This is a genomic window from Thermococcus alcaliphilus (assembly GCF_024054535.1).
In the GTDB taxonomy this organism is placed as follows: domain Archaea; phylum Methanobacteriota_B; class Thermococci; order Thermococcales; family Thermococcaceae; genus Thermococcus_A; species Thermococcus_A alcaliphilus.
This window is the reverse complement of record NZ_JAMXLV010000021.1, coordinates 239,973-254,013: the sequence shown is the minus strand read 5'-3', so window position 1 is coordinate 254,013 and position 14,041 is coordinate 239,973. Positions and strand designations below refer to the sequence as shown.

Sequence of the window (14,041 nt, the reverse complement as noted above, 5' to 3'; positions counted from 1 at the left end):
CCATCCGGAGGGAGAAGGGAAATATATAACTGTCCGGAGGGAGAAGGGAAATATATAAATATCCGGAGGGAGAAGGGAAATATATAAATATCCGGAGGGAGAAGGGAAATATATAAATATCCGGAGGGAGAAGGGAAATGGGCTCTGACCCAATTTCTACGGGAGTTGGATATTTGATGGGAATAACCTACGCCATTATTGTGTTTGTGGGGTTCTGGGATGTCCAGAGAAAAAAGAACACAATCTTGGGGGACTCCCTTGAAGACTCGGAGGAGCTCTACAAAGCCTACTTAGGCATGTGGGCTATGGGATTTCTCTTTAATCCTTTGGCATACTACCTCTCTGGAAGTATTTACCTGGGATTCATTGATGGGCTTGCGGCGTTTACCTCCCTAGTTGTTGGGATTCTCTCCTATCGCAGATACAGATTCTTCAAGACACAAAAACTCCTCCAGGAAGCCATCGCCAAAGGTGTAGAAACCGGAATGAAAAAAGCTAAGGAGAGGTGACTCTAAATCTCTCCCGCTTCTCTCAAAACTTTTTCATAAAGCTCCTCGCTCAGCCAGAAGCCCGTGGCTTTCAGCTTTTCAAGCTCCTCCTTGAGACTTTCTATTCTTCCTTGGAACTTCGCTCTGAGGAGAATACCGATGGTTCCCACAACTCTAAGTCCCAGAACCCTCGCTACTTCTCGACCATCGTAGTCGTCGATCAAAATAAGCTCGGCGTTCTTTTCAAGTGCCAAAACTATCGTCTCGCTCTCACCTTCATCTAGTTCAAGCATGAGAGTGCGTTTTAACCTCTCGTCGGATATCTTCTCCACCTTGATCCATCCGGCGTTTTTAATTGCCCTTGCATCTTCGCTCTCGCCACCTTCAAGGACGCACTCTCGATAAACGGCCTCGGGGATAATTATTTCCCCAAAGAACTCTCGGAGAAGCTCAAGTCTGCCAATCTTGGCAAGATGAATCAGAGGAGTTGAATCACTCACCACGGGCAAATGCCACGTCCTCCTCAAGCTCCCTTTCCGTGTAGTGCCTCGGGACTTTCCTCTTGGCCAGTTCCTCAAGGAACTCTCTCTTGGTTACTCCCGCAAGCTTAGCAGCTTTTCCGAGGGAGAGAATTCCTCGCTGATATAAAATAACCGCAAGATCAATTTTCAGCTCCCTCTCAACTTCTTTTCTCGGAAGCTTCATTGCGGTGATTATATCTTCTGGAATTACTATTTCCATTTTCCCACCGGTTGATGATTGTAGCGGAAAATATTTAAAACCTTCGCTAGACCCCAACCTTTCTCACAACTTTCACTTTCCCGGGCTTTCCGAGTTTTCCCTCTACCTCAAAGACCTTTCCGAAAAACTGCTCCACGACCCAGATATTTGTGAGGAGGTGCTTCGTGATTTCACTCACCCATATCTCTCCTCCTGCAAAGGCTAAAAATGGTATGAGCTGGTCACCAAGGAACTTATCTACTGCATGTCCTGTCTTTAATTGCTCTAAAAGTTCAGTTGCGGCTTCTCTTCCCACGACCTCTGCTGGTTTGCCTCTCTCCCCAAGGGCATCCCCTCCCAAGCGGAGAACATCTGTATTCACCCATACGACGATTCCGCTCCCTGGCCCCAGGTGGGGGTCTTTCCCAGCTTCATAGTACTCCTCCTTAATCTTCACCGGCACAGAAGGGTAAGCCCTCCCAAGGACTTCTCTTGCAGCTTTTGCCTGTCTTATAGCGACGTGGGAAGGCAACCTTACAGCGTGGCTTATCCCTTCAAAGCTGTGAATTTCTTTGAACTTTGTAGCAACCAGCGGCTTCTTTTCTTCCCATGGATACGCTTTACCAACAACCAAACCTCCACCTCTCGGATAGTGGCCTCTCCTTTTTATTTCTAGCTCCACCCTAACGCCGAGCTTTTCGAGGGCGTAGAGGGTTACGTGCTTGAGGTAATCAACCGGCGGGCTCCAGGGGACGTCAGTTCCTCCGGTTATCTCAAAAGTTACCTCGCTATCTGCAAAGACCATCGCTGGCAGAAGGGCTTGAAGAACAAGTGTTATGCTGCCGGCAGTTTTTATTGGTACCCTAATGTGTTTTGTTTTTATGCCTTGGGGATAAAACTCCAGCTCGGTTGAACCTTCTCTCGCTCCCCTTACTTCTCCATTTGAAAGTTCCTTGAGAGCTAAAACGCCGTATAGGTGCTGGGGCCTTAGTCCGGGTTTTGGTCTCTTAGCACGGATGTTTATTATCTTAACAGCCTCTCCCGTGATGACTGAAAGGGCAAGTGCAGTCCTCAATATTTGTCCTCCACCCTCTCCATAGCTCCCATCAATGACCTTCATTCTCCTCACCAAGAAACAGTACAAGCGCTTCATTTAAAAGTTCTTCTGGCCTTGCGTTGAGCTTTTTCTCCTTAAGCCTCTTGAAGAGCTTTGAGAGAGTTGAAGCGGTTCTGAAAGTTCTTTTCTCTTTGGGTATTTTCTCTACCACTTCATCCGACACTTTTACTCCAGTCTTTCCCTCTAGGAGTTCCTTGAATTCTTCTTGGCTTAAATATGGTAGCCTTATCTTCACAGGCAGGTCATACTTTTCATTTTTGCTTTCCACTATCAGCGTGAACTCCACGGGAACCTTGAAGCCCTTAATCTTTGCACTCCCTTTTTCCTTAATCCTTATGAGTTTTTCAACAAGTTCCTCGGGAGGCTCTCGGAGTATTAGAAATCCCTTGTGGGCTTTTAAGAACATGGGAGCTCTGTAAATCCTATCTCCAATTTCACCCGCTTCAAAATCTTCCAAAGAATCCACATAGCTGTCCCAAACCACTACTGGGGGTTTTATTAGGAGCTCTTTTCCTCTCTTTATTACTTCATGGAGCTCGCTATCAAAAAGCCGAAGTTTTAGCGAGCCAAGTTCAAGGACTTCTGGAATTTTAACGGCTCCCTTGATGGCTTCTTTCAAAACCTCTGAAAGGGGGAGTTCTGCATGGTTTATCACCAGCGTGTCTTCCATAAGCTCCAGAGCTTTGAGCTTTTCGATAAATCTCGGCGGGAGGTTTAGGTTTTTGAGTCCAAGTCTAACCGGTTCTTCTTTTAAGTTTTCTTTAGCTTTTATCTCCCTTAGAAGATCTTTGCTAAGTGATGTTATCTGGTAAATCTCCTTCTTTCCCTGAAGGTAGAGGATTCCGTTTGATAGAAGTCTTAACCCGAGACGGCCAAGAAAAGAAGAAAGCTCGCTTTCAGTTCGCGTGCTTATTATCTCTTTCCCTTCAACATTCTCATACCCCTTATCCACCACGACAAAATCTGAGGGGTGGATTCCCTTTTCGTATAGAAACCTCTCCAGGATATCCTTGGCTAGTTCTTCATTCTCTGCATAGACTTTTATGAACTCTACCTCGCCATTTTTTCTAACCCCAATAAAAACTACTCCACTGTATCTTTCTTTAGGTGTAAGCAGATCGGTCTCCATGATTCTTTCTTCGCTTTTTGGTTTTATATCCTTTTTCAAAGGCTCATGAAGCCAAGTGGCTCCCCTGTGTCAAGGTTTACTATTCTTATTTCTCTCTTTCTCGTGTCCAGAAATGCAACACTCTTTATTCCACTGACGTACCCACAGACCTCGCCCGGATTAAGAACTATGCTTCTCCCGGTTTCCCTTATCTCATACTTATGAGTATGCCCCCTTATCACAACGTCATAAAGCTGGCTCCTTATAAATGCCTCAACTACCTTTTCATTTGTGCCGTGAAGGAGAACTATCTTAAGCCCATCCAGTTCGAGCTCTATTATTTCATCCTCTACCCCAATCGCTTTTTTGAGACCTTCTCTTTCTCCATCGTTGTTGCCAAAAACACCCTTTAACGGTGCATTTAGTTTTGAAAGTTCTCTTTTGACAAAAGGCGCCACATAATCGCCTGCATGAAGCACAAGATCAACGCTTTCCTCGTTAAATAGCTTAACAGCCCTTGCTATAGCCGGGAGATTGTCATGAGTGTCGCTCATTATTCCTATCAGCATACGATCACCTCTGTATAGTCAAGGATGAGGAGTTTATATTTTTATCTTCGGTGGGCTAAAGCTTAAGAACTTCAGTTCATCAACAATCTATACGATGAGAGGGTGAAAGGTAATGCTGGTTGGGAGGGCATTGATTCCGGTTAAGGTGTTAAAATCATTTGGGAGCTGGAAAGCTGGGGATACCCCGTTGATTGAAGATTGGAAAGCCAAAGAGCTTTGGGAAAGAGGCATAGTGGAGATTATAGATGAGAGTGAGAAAATCATCCGCGAGCTTGAGAAGGTTATAAACGAAGAAAAAAACAGCGAGCCGATAACTTCAATTCCAGAGGGACTGTATGAAAGGGCTGAGTTCTATATTTATTACCTTGAAAATTATGTAAAAACCAAGACCGATGTGGATATAGAAATTTTAAATGCCAAAATGACCAAGCTCTCCAACTTAAAGAGAAAGTACCAATATCTCAAAAGGCTCCGCTTTAATAAGATAATCAACGCAATAATGTTCAGACCCGGGAGCTTGGAGATCCTAAGCAGACTTTCATTGGAGGAAAGAAGGATATACCTCCAGATATCTCAAATTAGAAATGAGTGGTTGGGTGAGAAGTGATGGACAAAGAGGAGATGATAGAGAGATTTGTGAAGTTTCTTAGAGAGTATACGGATGATAGCGGGAACAAGGTTTATTTAGATGAAATAAGGGATGTGCTGACAGTTGTCCCTAGGAGATATATTGCGATAAACTGGGAACATTTAAACGCCTTTGATCCCGAACTCGCTGGAGAGCTTATAGACAATCCCGAAGAAGTTATCCTTGCGGCTGAAGATGCTATCCAAATAATCCTGCAGGAGGATTTCTTTAGGAAGGAGCCTTTTCTAATTCATGCCCGTTTTCATGGTCTGCCGAAGAGCTACCTTGTGAAGGAGCTTGGGAGTGAGCATATAAACAAATTCATCCAGGTGGAGGGAATAATAACAAGGATGACCGAGGTAAAGCCCTTCGTTTCCAGGGCGGTTTACATCTGCAAAGATTGCGGACATGAGATGGTGAGACTTCAAAAACCGTATGCGAATTTAATCAAGCCCAACAAATGTGAAGCCTGTGGAAGCAGGAACGTTGAGCTTGACGTTGATAAGAGCACTTTTCTAAACTTTCAGAGCTTTAGACTCCAAGACAGGCCTGAAAGCCTTAAAGGTGGACAAATGCCCCGTTTTGTTGACGTAATTTTGCTTGACGACCTTGTGGATATTGCCCTTCCGGGAGATAGAGTGGTTATAACCGGAATTTTGAGAGTTGTTTTAGAGCAGAGGGATAAGAGACCAATATTCCGAAAGATAATAGAAGCAAACTATGTGGAGCAGTTAAGCAAGGAAATAGAAGAGCTCGAAATAACTCCGGAGGATGAGCAGAAAATTAAGGAGCTTGCAAAAAGGAAGGATATTGTCGATGTAATAGTTGACTCTATCGCTCCTGCTATTTATGGAATGAAAAAGGAAAAACTCGGAATTGCTCTCGCGTTATTTGGAGGAAACACGAAACAACTCCCAGATGGGACAAGGCTAAGAGGAGAGAGCCACGTTCTACTTGTAGGAGATCCTGGAGTAGCTAAGTGTGTTGACTACAATACAGAAGTTGTGCTGTCGGATGGGAGCATTAGACCGATCGGAGAGCTCGTTGATGGAGCCATAGAAAAAGCAAAACAACGCGGAACCCTTGGTGTCGTTGACGATGGCTACTATGCACCCATAGATCTCGAAATCTACGCCCTCGACGCTTCAACGCTGAAGGTGAGGAAAGTTAGGGCAGACATTGCTTGGAAGAGAACCGCTCCACAGAGAATGTTCAGGATAAAGACGGCGAGCGGAAGGGAAATAAAGGTAACACCAACACATCCTTTCTTTGTCTTTGATGAAGGAACCTTCAAGACAAGAAAAGCGGAAGAGCTAAAAGTGGGAGATCTCATTGCAGTTCCAAGGGTTATTCCTGCAAATGGGAAACCAGTAAGCTTCAGTAAGGCACCCATTCAAAAACCAAAGACTGCAAAAAGCAGGCTAGTACTTCCAGAGTTCGCAGACGAAGAGTTCTGGTACATTATTGGATTGGTTGCAGGAGAGGGGCACACCCAAAAAAGAGGCGGTAGTGCGACTCTTTACTTCACTAACAACAATGAAGAGCTCATAGAAAAGGTTCGCAGATATCTAATCAAGGTTGGTCTTAATCCAACTGTGAGAAGTCCTCACAAAGGAAAGACTGCACACGAGGTTTATGCATCCAGCGTTGAACTTTACAGTCTTCTTGAATGGCTTAAAATCTCCGGCAATTCTGCAGAGAAAAGGGTTCCACCTCAACTGTTTAGTGCCCGGGATGTGGATATAAAAGCCTTCCTCAGAGGGTACTTTGATGCCGAGGGAACCGTTGATAAAAGAAGGCCGAAGATAACGGTTGTCTCTGCGTCAAAAGAGCTCGCCAAGGGTATACAACACCTGTTACTGCGGTTCGGTGTTAAGTCTCAGCTCCATGAAACCGTGAGTAGAGCAACAAATGGAAAGATGGGTGAGAAAAAGACATACTATCGGCTTTTTATAACCGGGGAAGACGCAGTAAAGTTCAGAGACATCATCGGATTCGGGCTCCAGAGAAAGATGGAAGTTCTTAAGAAAGTGACTCAGAATATCAAATCAAACACGAATGTTGATGTCGTTCCTGGCGTTAGCACTCTTCTCAAAGAACTTAGAAAGAGCGCTGGGCTCACTCAAAAGGAAATGGGGGTAAATCGTTCCACATATTTGCATTACGAGCGGGGGGATAGGTTGCCCAGCAGAGAAAAGCTTGGGGTTATAGCCAGAACCCTCGAAACACATTTACCCAATTCAGAGGAGGTTAAAGTCCTCAAGCTCCTTGCCAGTTCCGACATCTTCTGGGACAGGATAGAAGAGATAGAGGAGTACAAGCCGGAGCATCCGTGGGTATATGACCTTCAGGTTCCCGAGCATCATAACTTCATAGCTAACGATATCTTTGTTCATAATAGCCAGATACTCCGTTATGTGGCGAATTTAGCGCCGAGGGCTATCTATACTAGTGGGAAGAGCTCAAGCGCCGCCGGCCTTACTGCCGCCGCAGTGCGCGATGAATTAACCGGCTCTTGGGTTTTGGAGGCTGGGGTTCTTGTTTTAGCCGATATGGGAATTGCACTCATTGACGAGATAGACAAGATGAGCGACAGGGATAGGAGTTCCATACACGAAGCCCTTGAGCAGCAAACTGTTAGTATATCAAAGGCGGGAATTACAGCAACACTGAATGCAAGAACTACGGTTATAGCCGCGGCTAATCCTAAATATGGAAGGTTTAACAGGATGAAATCCCTTCCGGAGCAAGTGGATTTGCCTCCAACACTCCTAAGCAGGTTTGACCTCATATTTGTTCTTCTTGATGAACCTGATGAAAAACTCGATTCTGAGATAGCTGAGCACATACTTAAGGTCAGGAAGGGTGAGGCAGAGGCAGTTGCTCCAAAGATACCGCATGAGCTTCTCAAAAAGTACATAGCCTATGCAAGAAAGAACATCAAACCAGTGCTCAGTAAAGAGGCAATGGAAGAAATCAAGCGCTACTACGTTAAAATGAGAAGGACAATAGGGAGAGGAGGTAGTGAAGAAGGGATTAAACCGATCCCAATTACCGCAAGACAACTTGAGGCTCTCATAAGGCTCAGCGAAGCCCATGCAAAAATGAGGCTCAGTGAGATTGTCACAAAAGAAGACGCCAGAGCTGCAATTGAGCTTATGGAATATACGCTAAGGAAGACGGCAATGGATGAAGAAGGAAACATTGACGTTAGCATCTTGGAGGTCGGAAAATCATCAAAGAAGATCAACAAGATGGACAGGATTCTCGGCATAATAAAAGAACTCCAAGACTTAGAAGATTACGGAGCCCCAAGGGAAGAAATAATAAAAGAGGCTAGCAAATACGGGATAGGAAAGAGTGAGGTTGAGAAAATATTAGAAGAACTCAAAGCCAATTCGATGATATATGAACCTCGTTCGGGGTATTACAAGGTTTTGTGAAAAGGTTAATAAGGCGAAGATAGAACCTATAGCGAGGTGAGAAAAATGGAGTACGATTATTATGATTATGAGAAGCTTTTGGAAAAAGCGTATGAAGAACTTCCAGAGAATGTTAAGCATCACGAATCAAGATTTGAGGTTCCTGCTGCAGTGGTAACAATCGAAGGCAACAAAACTATAATCGAGAACTTCAGGGATATCGCGGAGGCCATGAACAGAGATCCAAATCATCTGCTTAAGTTTATCTTGAGGGAAGTCGCTACTGCGGGTGTCTTGGAAGGAAGAAGAGCTGTCCTACAGGGGCGTTTTACACCGTATCTCATAGCAAACAAAATGAAGAAATACCTCAAAGAGTATGTCATATGCCCTGTGTGTGGCTCACCGGACACAAAGATCATCAAGAGAGACCGCTTCCACTTCTTGAAGTGTGAAGCCTGTGGTGCTGAAACCCCAATAGCCCATCTCTGAGCCCTTTTTCACTCTTTTGTTTGTGTACATGTACTCTTCTGAGCATTTTATGGCTATGAAAATCCTTTTAAAGGGGTTTACAAACTACAAATTAGTTAACCAATGGTTATGGGGGCAACTCTTATGAGCATGGAGGAAAAAGTGAAGGAACTCTATGAAAAGAAGGAGAAAATTCTGAAGATGGGTGGAGAGGAGAAGGTAGCAAAGCAGCATGAAAAAGGAAAGCTTACAGCGAGAGAAAGAATCGAAAAACTCCTTGATCCTGGAAGTTTTGTAGAGATAGGGATGTTCGTTAAGCACAGAAACACAGAGTTTGGCCTTGACAAGATGGAACTACCAGCAGATGGAGTTATCACCGGCTATGGAACGATCGACGGCAGATTGGTCTTCGTTTATGCTCAAGATTTCACCGTTATGGGCGGTTCTCTTGGAGAAATGCACGCGGCAAAGATAAAGCGCATCATGGAGCTGGCTTTAGAGGCAGGAGCACCAGTGATAGGACTCAACGACTCCGGTGGGGCAAGGATTCAGGAGGGTGTTGACTCGCTCAAGGGCTACGGTGAGATATTCAAGATGAACACTGTTCTTAGTGGAGTAGTCCCACAGATTACAGCTATTATGGGCCCATGTGCCGGAGGAGCCGTATACAGCCCGGCAATAGGCGATTTTATCCTTATGGTTGACAACCCTGCAAGCTTCATGTTCATTACTGGTCCCCAAGTAGTAAAGGCAGTCACTGGTGTGGAAGTTTCTCCAATTCAGCTTGGTGGTGCAATGGTTCATGCCCAAAAGAGTGGACAGGCTCATTTAATAGGAAAGAGTGACGAAGAAGTTTTAATGCTTATAAGAAGATTGGTAAGCTACCTCCCATCAAACAACATGGAGAAGCCGCCTAGATATCCAACTAACGACCCACCGTTTAGAAAAAGCGAGAAGCTCTATGAGATAGTCCCAGATGATCCCAACAAAGGTTACGATGTGAGGCAGGTCATCTATGAGATTGTTGATAGAGATGCCAACGGAAATCCAGACTTCCTTGAGATACTTCCCTACTTTGCTCCAAATGCCGTTGTAGGCTTTGGAAGAATGAACGGACAAACGGTTGGAATTGTGGCAAACAACCCAATTCACTTAGCGGGAGTTCTTGATATAGACAGCTCCGACAAGATTGCACGCTTTGTCAGGACTTGTGACGCCTTCAACATCCCAATAGTAACTTTAGTTGACGTTCCCGGTTACTTGCCGGGAGTTCAGCAAGAATACGGTGGAATCATAAGGCACGGTGCGAAGGTGCTCTATGCTTATTCAGAGGCAACAGTCCCAATGGTCACAGTAATCTTGAGGAAGGCTTATGGTGGAGCTTATCTGGCCATGGGAAGCAAACACCTTGGTGCAGATTTTGTCTTCGCTTGGCCAACGGCTGAGATAGCCGTTATGGGACCGGAAGGAGCGGCAAATATCATCTTTAGGAAGGAGATCGCCAAAGCAGAAAATCCAGAAGCAGTTAGACAAGAAAAGATAAGGGAGTACAGAGAGAAGTTTGCTAACCCATATGTTGCCGCAAGCAGAGGCTACATAGATGATGTCATAGACCCAGCGGAAACTAGAGGAAAGATAATTATGGCGTTGGAGGCTTTAGAAAGCAAGCGTGTAAAGCTTCCACCAAAGAAGCACGGCAATATACCATTGTGAGGTGCGAAAAATGGTTACTTGGGAGTTTTTCCTTGAGGGTCTTTATATTACCATTTTGGGCGTTACGGTAGTTTTCCTAGTGCTCTCAATACTAGCCCTGGCAATGTACGGAATAGGATACCTTGAAAGAGTTTTGATTGAGAGAGAAAAGCCTGTGGAAGTTAAGCCCTTGCCTAAGGAAGAGAAGGTAGTTGTTGAGGAGAAGCCTTCAATTGAACCAAAGAAACTTGCAGTGATCACTGCTGCGATTTTGGCTTACATAGCAGAGAAGAACGCTCAACTTAGACCTTTGCCGTTTAAAAAGAAACCTTCCGATGCTTGGCGTTTGTATGGTATTCAATCTCAGGTTGAGGAGGTTGAAAACTTTAACTACGAAATGGGGGCATGGTGAGGATGAAAGGTAAAGTTAAGGTCATTGTTGATGGCGTTCCTTATGAGGTTGAGGTTGAAGAACTCGGTGGAGGAAAGTTCAAAGTTAGCTTTGAGGGAGAAAGTTACGAAGTTGAAGCAAAGGATCTTGGAATTTCAATGGGAGCCCTTCAAGCTCCTTCGGCAGCTCCTGTTCAGGTTGGTGCTCCTGTCGCTACTCCTGCGCCAGCTCCAGCAGCTTCTGCTCCGGTTGGGGTTCCTTCAGCTCCAGCTTCGGTGGCTGGTGAGAATGTGGTTTCTGCGCCTATGCCTGGTAAGATTCTTAGGGTTTTGGTTAGGGAGGGTGATCAGGTTAGGGTTGGTCAGGGGTTGCTTATTTTAGAGGCTATGAAGATGGAGAATGAGATTCCCTCACCAAAGGATGGAGTCGTCAAGAGGATTCTTGTCAAGGAAGGAGACACCGTCGACACTGGCCAACCACTAATAGAACTAGGGTGATGGAGAATGGGAATTGAGCAAGCAATACTTGACTTCTTTGCCAACATAGGTCTCTTTCATCTAACAATAGGGAACGTGATAATGATAATTGTTGGCTTCATCCTGATGTATTTGGCCATAAGGTATGAGATGGAGCCATTGTTGTTGCTCCCGATTGGAATAAGTGCCGTACTAGTGAATCTCCCATTAACTGGCATTTTGAGTGCCGATCCAGAGCATCCGGGGCTGTTCTTCCTAATTAAGCACTACCTTATTGACACAGAGGTTGTGCCATTGCTAATATTCTTTGGTCTAGGGGCAATGACGGATTTTGGTCCAATGATCGCCGATCCAAAGACTGCACTGCTTGGTGCAGCGGCTCAGATTGGTGTCTTCATTGCAATGCTTACTGCAGTAGCCTTAGGTTTTAACCTACAAGAGGCAGCATCTATTGGTATCATTGGTGGTGCCGATGGACCAACGACAATTTATCTAACCACTAAGCTCGCTCCCCATTTACTTGGTGCGACTGCAGTGGCTGCTTATTCCTACATGAGCCTCGTCCCAATAATTCAGCCTCCAGTTATTAAAGCCCTAACAACTCCAGAGGAGAGAAAAATCAGAATGGAACAGCTAAGGCCGGTTTCAAAGAGGGAGAAGGTTATTTTCCCAATAGCTTCAATGATAATCATCGGCCTCCTTGTACCTTCAGCAGCTCCTTTGGTTGGAATGCTCATGATCGGCAACCTTTTCAGAGAAAGCGGTGTTGTTGAAAGACTTAGCAAAGCTGCAAGAGAAGAGCTAATGAACATCGTCACGATTTTCCTTGGGCTTGGGGTTGGATCAACAATGCAGGCAGAGAGCTTTCTAACTTTGAGCACTATAAAAATCCTTCTCCTTGGTGTCATAGCTTTTGCTTCAGCAACGGCTGGTGGTGTATTGTTGGGTAAGCTCATGATGAAGCTTAGCGGTGGAAGGATAAACCCAATGATCGGTGCTGCCGGTGTTTCAGCAGTTCCAATGAGTGCTAGGGTTGTTCAAAAGCTTGCCGCAAAGGAAGATCCCGGAAACTTCATACTAATGCATGCAATGGGACCAAACGTTGCTGGAGTTATAGGAACTGCAGTCGCTGCTGGAGTTCTGCTCTCGGTACTTGGGTGATCTCTTCTTTTTTATTAGAAATTTTCTAAGTTCTGTTTTTAGGCTTAATTGAGGAGAAAAGTAAAAATTAAGAAGAGAATCACATCATGCCGGGCATTCCGCCCATTCCACCCATTTCTCCTTCTCCACCTTTACCTTCGCCCTTTGAAAGCTTTGCTGCGATGACATCGTCGATTCTAAGGATCATTATTGCAACTTCACTTGCGCTCTTTATGGCTTGCCTCTTAACCCTAGCTGGCTCGATGACACCTCTCTCAAGCATGTCAGCTGGTTCTCCGGCAAAGACATCAACACCAATTGCTTTTCCTTTGTTCTTGTGCTCGCTTATGGCCTTAACGAGGACGTCTATTGTGTCAAGTCCAGCATTTTCTGCAAGGGTCTTTGGAATGATTTTCAAAGCTTCAGCAAATGCCTCAACTGCAAGCTGTTCCTTTCCACCTACTTGCTTTGCGAACTCATCGAGTCTAATGCTGAGCTCAATTTCTGTAGCTCCTCCTCCTGGCAAGATTGCACCGTCTTCCATGACGTCCTTGACGACTTTGATGGCATCTTCGAGAGCTCTCTCGACTTCGTCGACAACGTGCTCCGTTCCACCCCTAATGAGGATTGTAACTGCCTTTGGATTCTTGCAGCCCTCAACGAATATCATGTTTTCGCCAGCGACTTTCCTCTCCTCAACAAGCTCAGCATAGCCGAGGTCTTCGCTTGTTAAGTCTTTAACGTTTGTGACGATTTTTGCACCTGTTGCCTTGGCAAGCTTCTCCATATCGCTCTTCTTAACTCTCCTTACTGCCAAGATACCGTGCTTTGCGAGGTAGTGTTGTGCTAAGTCGTCAATTCCCTTCTGGCAGAAGAGGACATTAGCACCTGTTGCCGCTATTTGCTCCACCATCTCTTGGAGCATCTTTTCCTCCTGCTCGAGGAACGCATAGAGCTGGTCTGGGCTCGTAATGTTTATCTTTGCATCTGTTTCGGTCTTTTTAACCTCGAGGGCATCGTTTATGAGGGCTATTTTTGCGTTTTCAACTTTCTTTGGCATTCTTGGGTGGACTCTCTCCTTGTCGATAACGACACCCTTGATGAGTTGAGTGTCCCTTACGCTTCCACCCTCCTTCTTCTCAAGCTTGATGTTGTCAATGTCCACCGTGTATGTCCCGTTAATCTTTTCGGCAACCTGCTTAACTGCCTCAACGGCAAGCTTTGCCAAAAGCTCTTTGTGGCTCTCAGCGTTCTTACCGGTTATTGAAGTTGAGGCTATTTTTGTGAGGATTTCCTCGTTGTCTGGTTCAACTGAGATTGCCATACTGTCAAGTATCTCTTGAGCCTTCTCGGCTGCAAGGGTGTAACCCTTAATAATTATGCTCGGGTGGATGTTTTGGTCTAAAAGCTCTTCAGCCTTTGCTAAGAGTTCTCCCGCGATTACAACGGCTGAAGTTGTTCCATCTCCAGCTTCCTTGTCTTGGGTCTTTGCAATTTCAATAATCATCTTGGCGGCTGGGTGCTGGACATCAATTTGCTCCAAAATCGTTGCACCGTCGTTTGTGATGACTATGTCACCAAGGCTGTCGACAAGCATTTTATCCATACCCTTTGGACCAAGGGTAGTTCTTACGGTCTCTGCTATGACTCTAGCTGCCAAAATGTTCAATCTCTGGGCGTCTCTTCCAACGTATCTCTGGGTTCCTTCGGGAAGAATAACAACAGGCTGTCCACCTTGTCCTACCATCATTTCAATTACCTCCATTTGTTAAACAAGAGCCTTTCGTTAGTGCTCTATAAAAAAGTTTCTACTTAAAAGGCT

Annotated in this window: 14 protein-coding genes; 8 read left to right on the top strand and 6 right to left on the bottom strand. The window is 45.1% G+C overall.

The window, feature by feature from the left end; genetic code table 11:
* Positions 1–137: 137 nt before the first annotated feature.
* On the top strand, positions 138–509 hold the full coding sequence (locus tag NF859_RS07955) for a hypothetical protein (RefSeq protein WP_225807462.1): 372 nt from the start codon (positions 138–140) through the stop codon (positions 507–509).
* A gap of 2 nt (positions 510–511) precedes the next feature.
* On the opposite strand, the gene NF859_RS07950 is transcribed toward NF859_RS07955, so the two are convergent.
* Genes NF859_RS07950 through NF859_RS07930 form a run of 5 tightly spaced genes read right to left on the bottom strand, consistent with a single transcriptional unit; the run spans position 512 to position 4,002 of the window.
* Entirely contained in the window at positions 512–991 is a 480-nt protein-coding gene (locus NF859_RS07950) for a PIN domain-containing protein (protein WP_252743748.1), read from the bottom strand.
* Positions 981–1,229, bottom strand: coding sequence for a UPF0175 family protein (locus NF859_RS07945; RefSeq protein WP_004069430.1), 249 nt, complete (start codon positions 1,227–1,229; stop codon positions 981–983). Before NF859_RS07945 ends, NF859_RS07950 begins: the two co-directional genes overlap by 11 nt.
* Before the next feature lie 46 nt (positions 1,230–1,275).
* Positions 1,276–2,328 (bottom strand): RNA 3'-terminal phosphate cyclase, encoded by a 1,053-nt coding sequence (rtcA, locus tag NF859_RS07940; RefSeq protein ID WP_252743772.1) that lies wholly within the window; start codon positions 2,326–2,328, stop codon positions 1,276–1,278.
* On the bottom strand, positions 2,315–3,454 hold the full coding sequence (locus NF859_RS07935; RefSeq protein ID WP_252743747.1) for a hypothetical protein: 1,140 nt from the start codon (positions 3,452–3,454) through the stop codon (positions 2,315–2,317). Before NF859_RS07935 ends, rtcA begins: the two co-directional genes overlap by 14 nt.
* A 35-nt stretch (positions 3,455–3,489) precedes the next feature.
* The gene (locus NF859_RS07930) at positions 3,490–4,002 is read right to left on the bottom strand and encodes a metallophosphoesterase (protein ID WP_252743746.1); all 513 of its coding nucleotides are present in this window, start codon (positions 4,000–4,002) and stop codon (positions 3,490–3,492) included.
* 112 nt (positions 4,003–4,114) lie between these two features.
* On the opposite strand from NF859_RS07930, the gene NF859_RS07925 reads away from it, so the two are divergent.
* The 7 genes from NF859_RS07925 to NF859_RS07895 all read left to right on the top strand — a co-directional run bounded on the left by NF859_RS07925 (position 4,115) and on the right by NF859_RS07895 (position 12,240).
* Positions 4,115–4,609, top strand: a complete 495-nt coding sequence (locus tag NF859_RS07925; protein WP_252743745.1) for a hypothetical protein — start codon at positions 4,115–4,117, stop codon at positions 4,607–4,609.
* Positions 4,609–8,073 carry an LAGLIDADG family homing endonuclease gene (locus tag NF859_RS07920; RefSeq protein WP_252743744.1) on the top strand — a complete coding sequence of 1,155 codons (3,465 nt, stop codon included), beginning with the start codon at positions 4,609–4,611 and terminating at the stop codon, positions 8,071–8,073. The genes NF859_RS07925 and NF859_RS07920 overlap by 1 nt, the downstream gene beginning before the upstream one ends.
* A gap of 45 nt (positions 8,074–8,118) precedes the next feature.
* On the top strand, positions 8,119–8,541 hold the full coding sequence (locus NF859_RS07915; RefSeq protein ID WP_004069445.1) for a translation initiation factor IF-2 subunit beta: 423 nt from the start codon (positions 8,119–8,121) through the stop codon (positions 8,539–8,541).
* Positions 8,542–8,664: 123 nt separating this feature from the next.
* Positions 8,665–10,233, top strand: coding sequence for a carboxyl transferase domain-containing protein (locus tag NF859_RS07910; RefSeq protein ID WP_252743743.1), 1,569 nt, complete (start codon positions 8,665–8,667; stop codon positions 10,231–10,233).
* A gap of 10 nt (positions 10,234–10,243) precedes the next feature.
* Positions 10,244–10,624: an OadG family protein gene (locus tag NF859_RS07905; protein ID WP_004069449.1), complete on the top strand. Its 381-nt coding sequence runs from the start codon at positions 10,244–10,246 to the stop codon at positions 10,622–10,624.
* Positions 10,625–10,626: 2 nt separating this feature from the next.
* Positions 10,627–11,100, top strand: coding sequence for an acetyl-CoA carboxylase biotin carboxyl carrier protein subunit (locus NF859_RS07900; protein ID WP_252743742.1), 474 nt, complete (start codon positions 10,627–10,629; stop codon positions 11,098–11,100).
* A gap of 6 nt (positions 11,101–11,106) precedes the next feature.
* A complete protein-coding gene (locus NF859_RS07895) occupies positions 11,107–12,240 on the top strand; it encodes a sodium ion-translocating decarboxylase subunit beta (protein ID WP_252743741.1) in 1,134 nt (377 codons plus the stop codon).
* A 79-nt stretch (positions 12,241–12,319) separates the two neighbouring features.
* Here the strand turns inward: NF859_RS07895 and thsB are convergent, their stop codons facing one another.
* Positions 12,320–13,966 carry a thermosome subunit beta gene (gene thsB / locus NF859_RS07890; protein ID WP_435371999.1) on the bottom strand — a complete coding sequence of 549 codons (1,647 nt, stop codon included), beginning with the start codon at positions 13,964–13,966 and terminating at the stop codon, positions 12,320–12,322.
* Positions 13,967–14,041 lie beyond the last annotated feature (75 nt).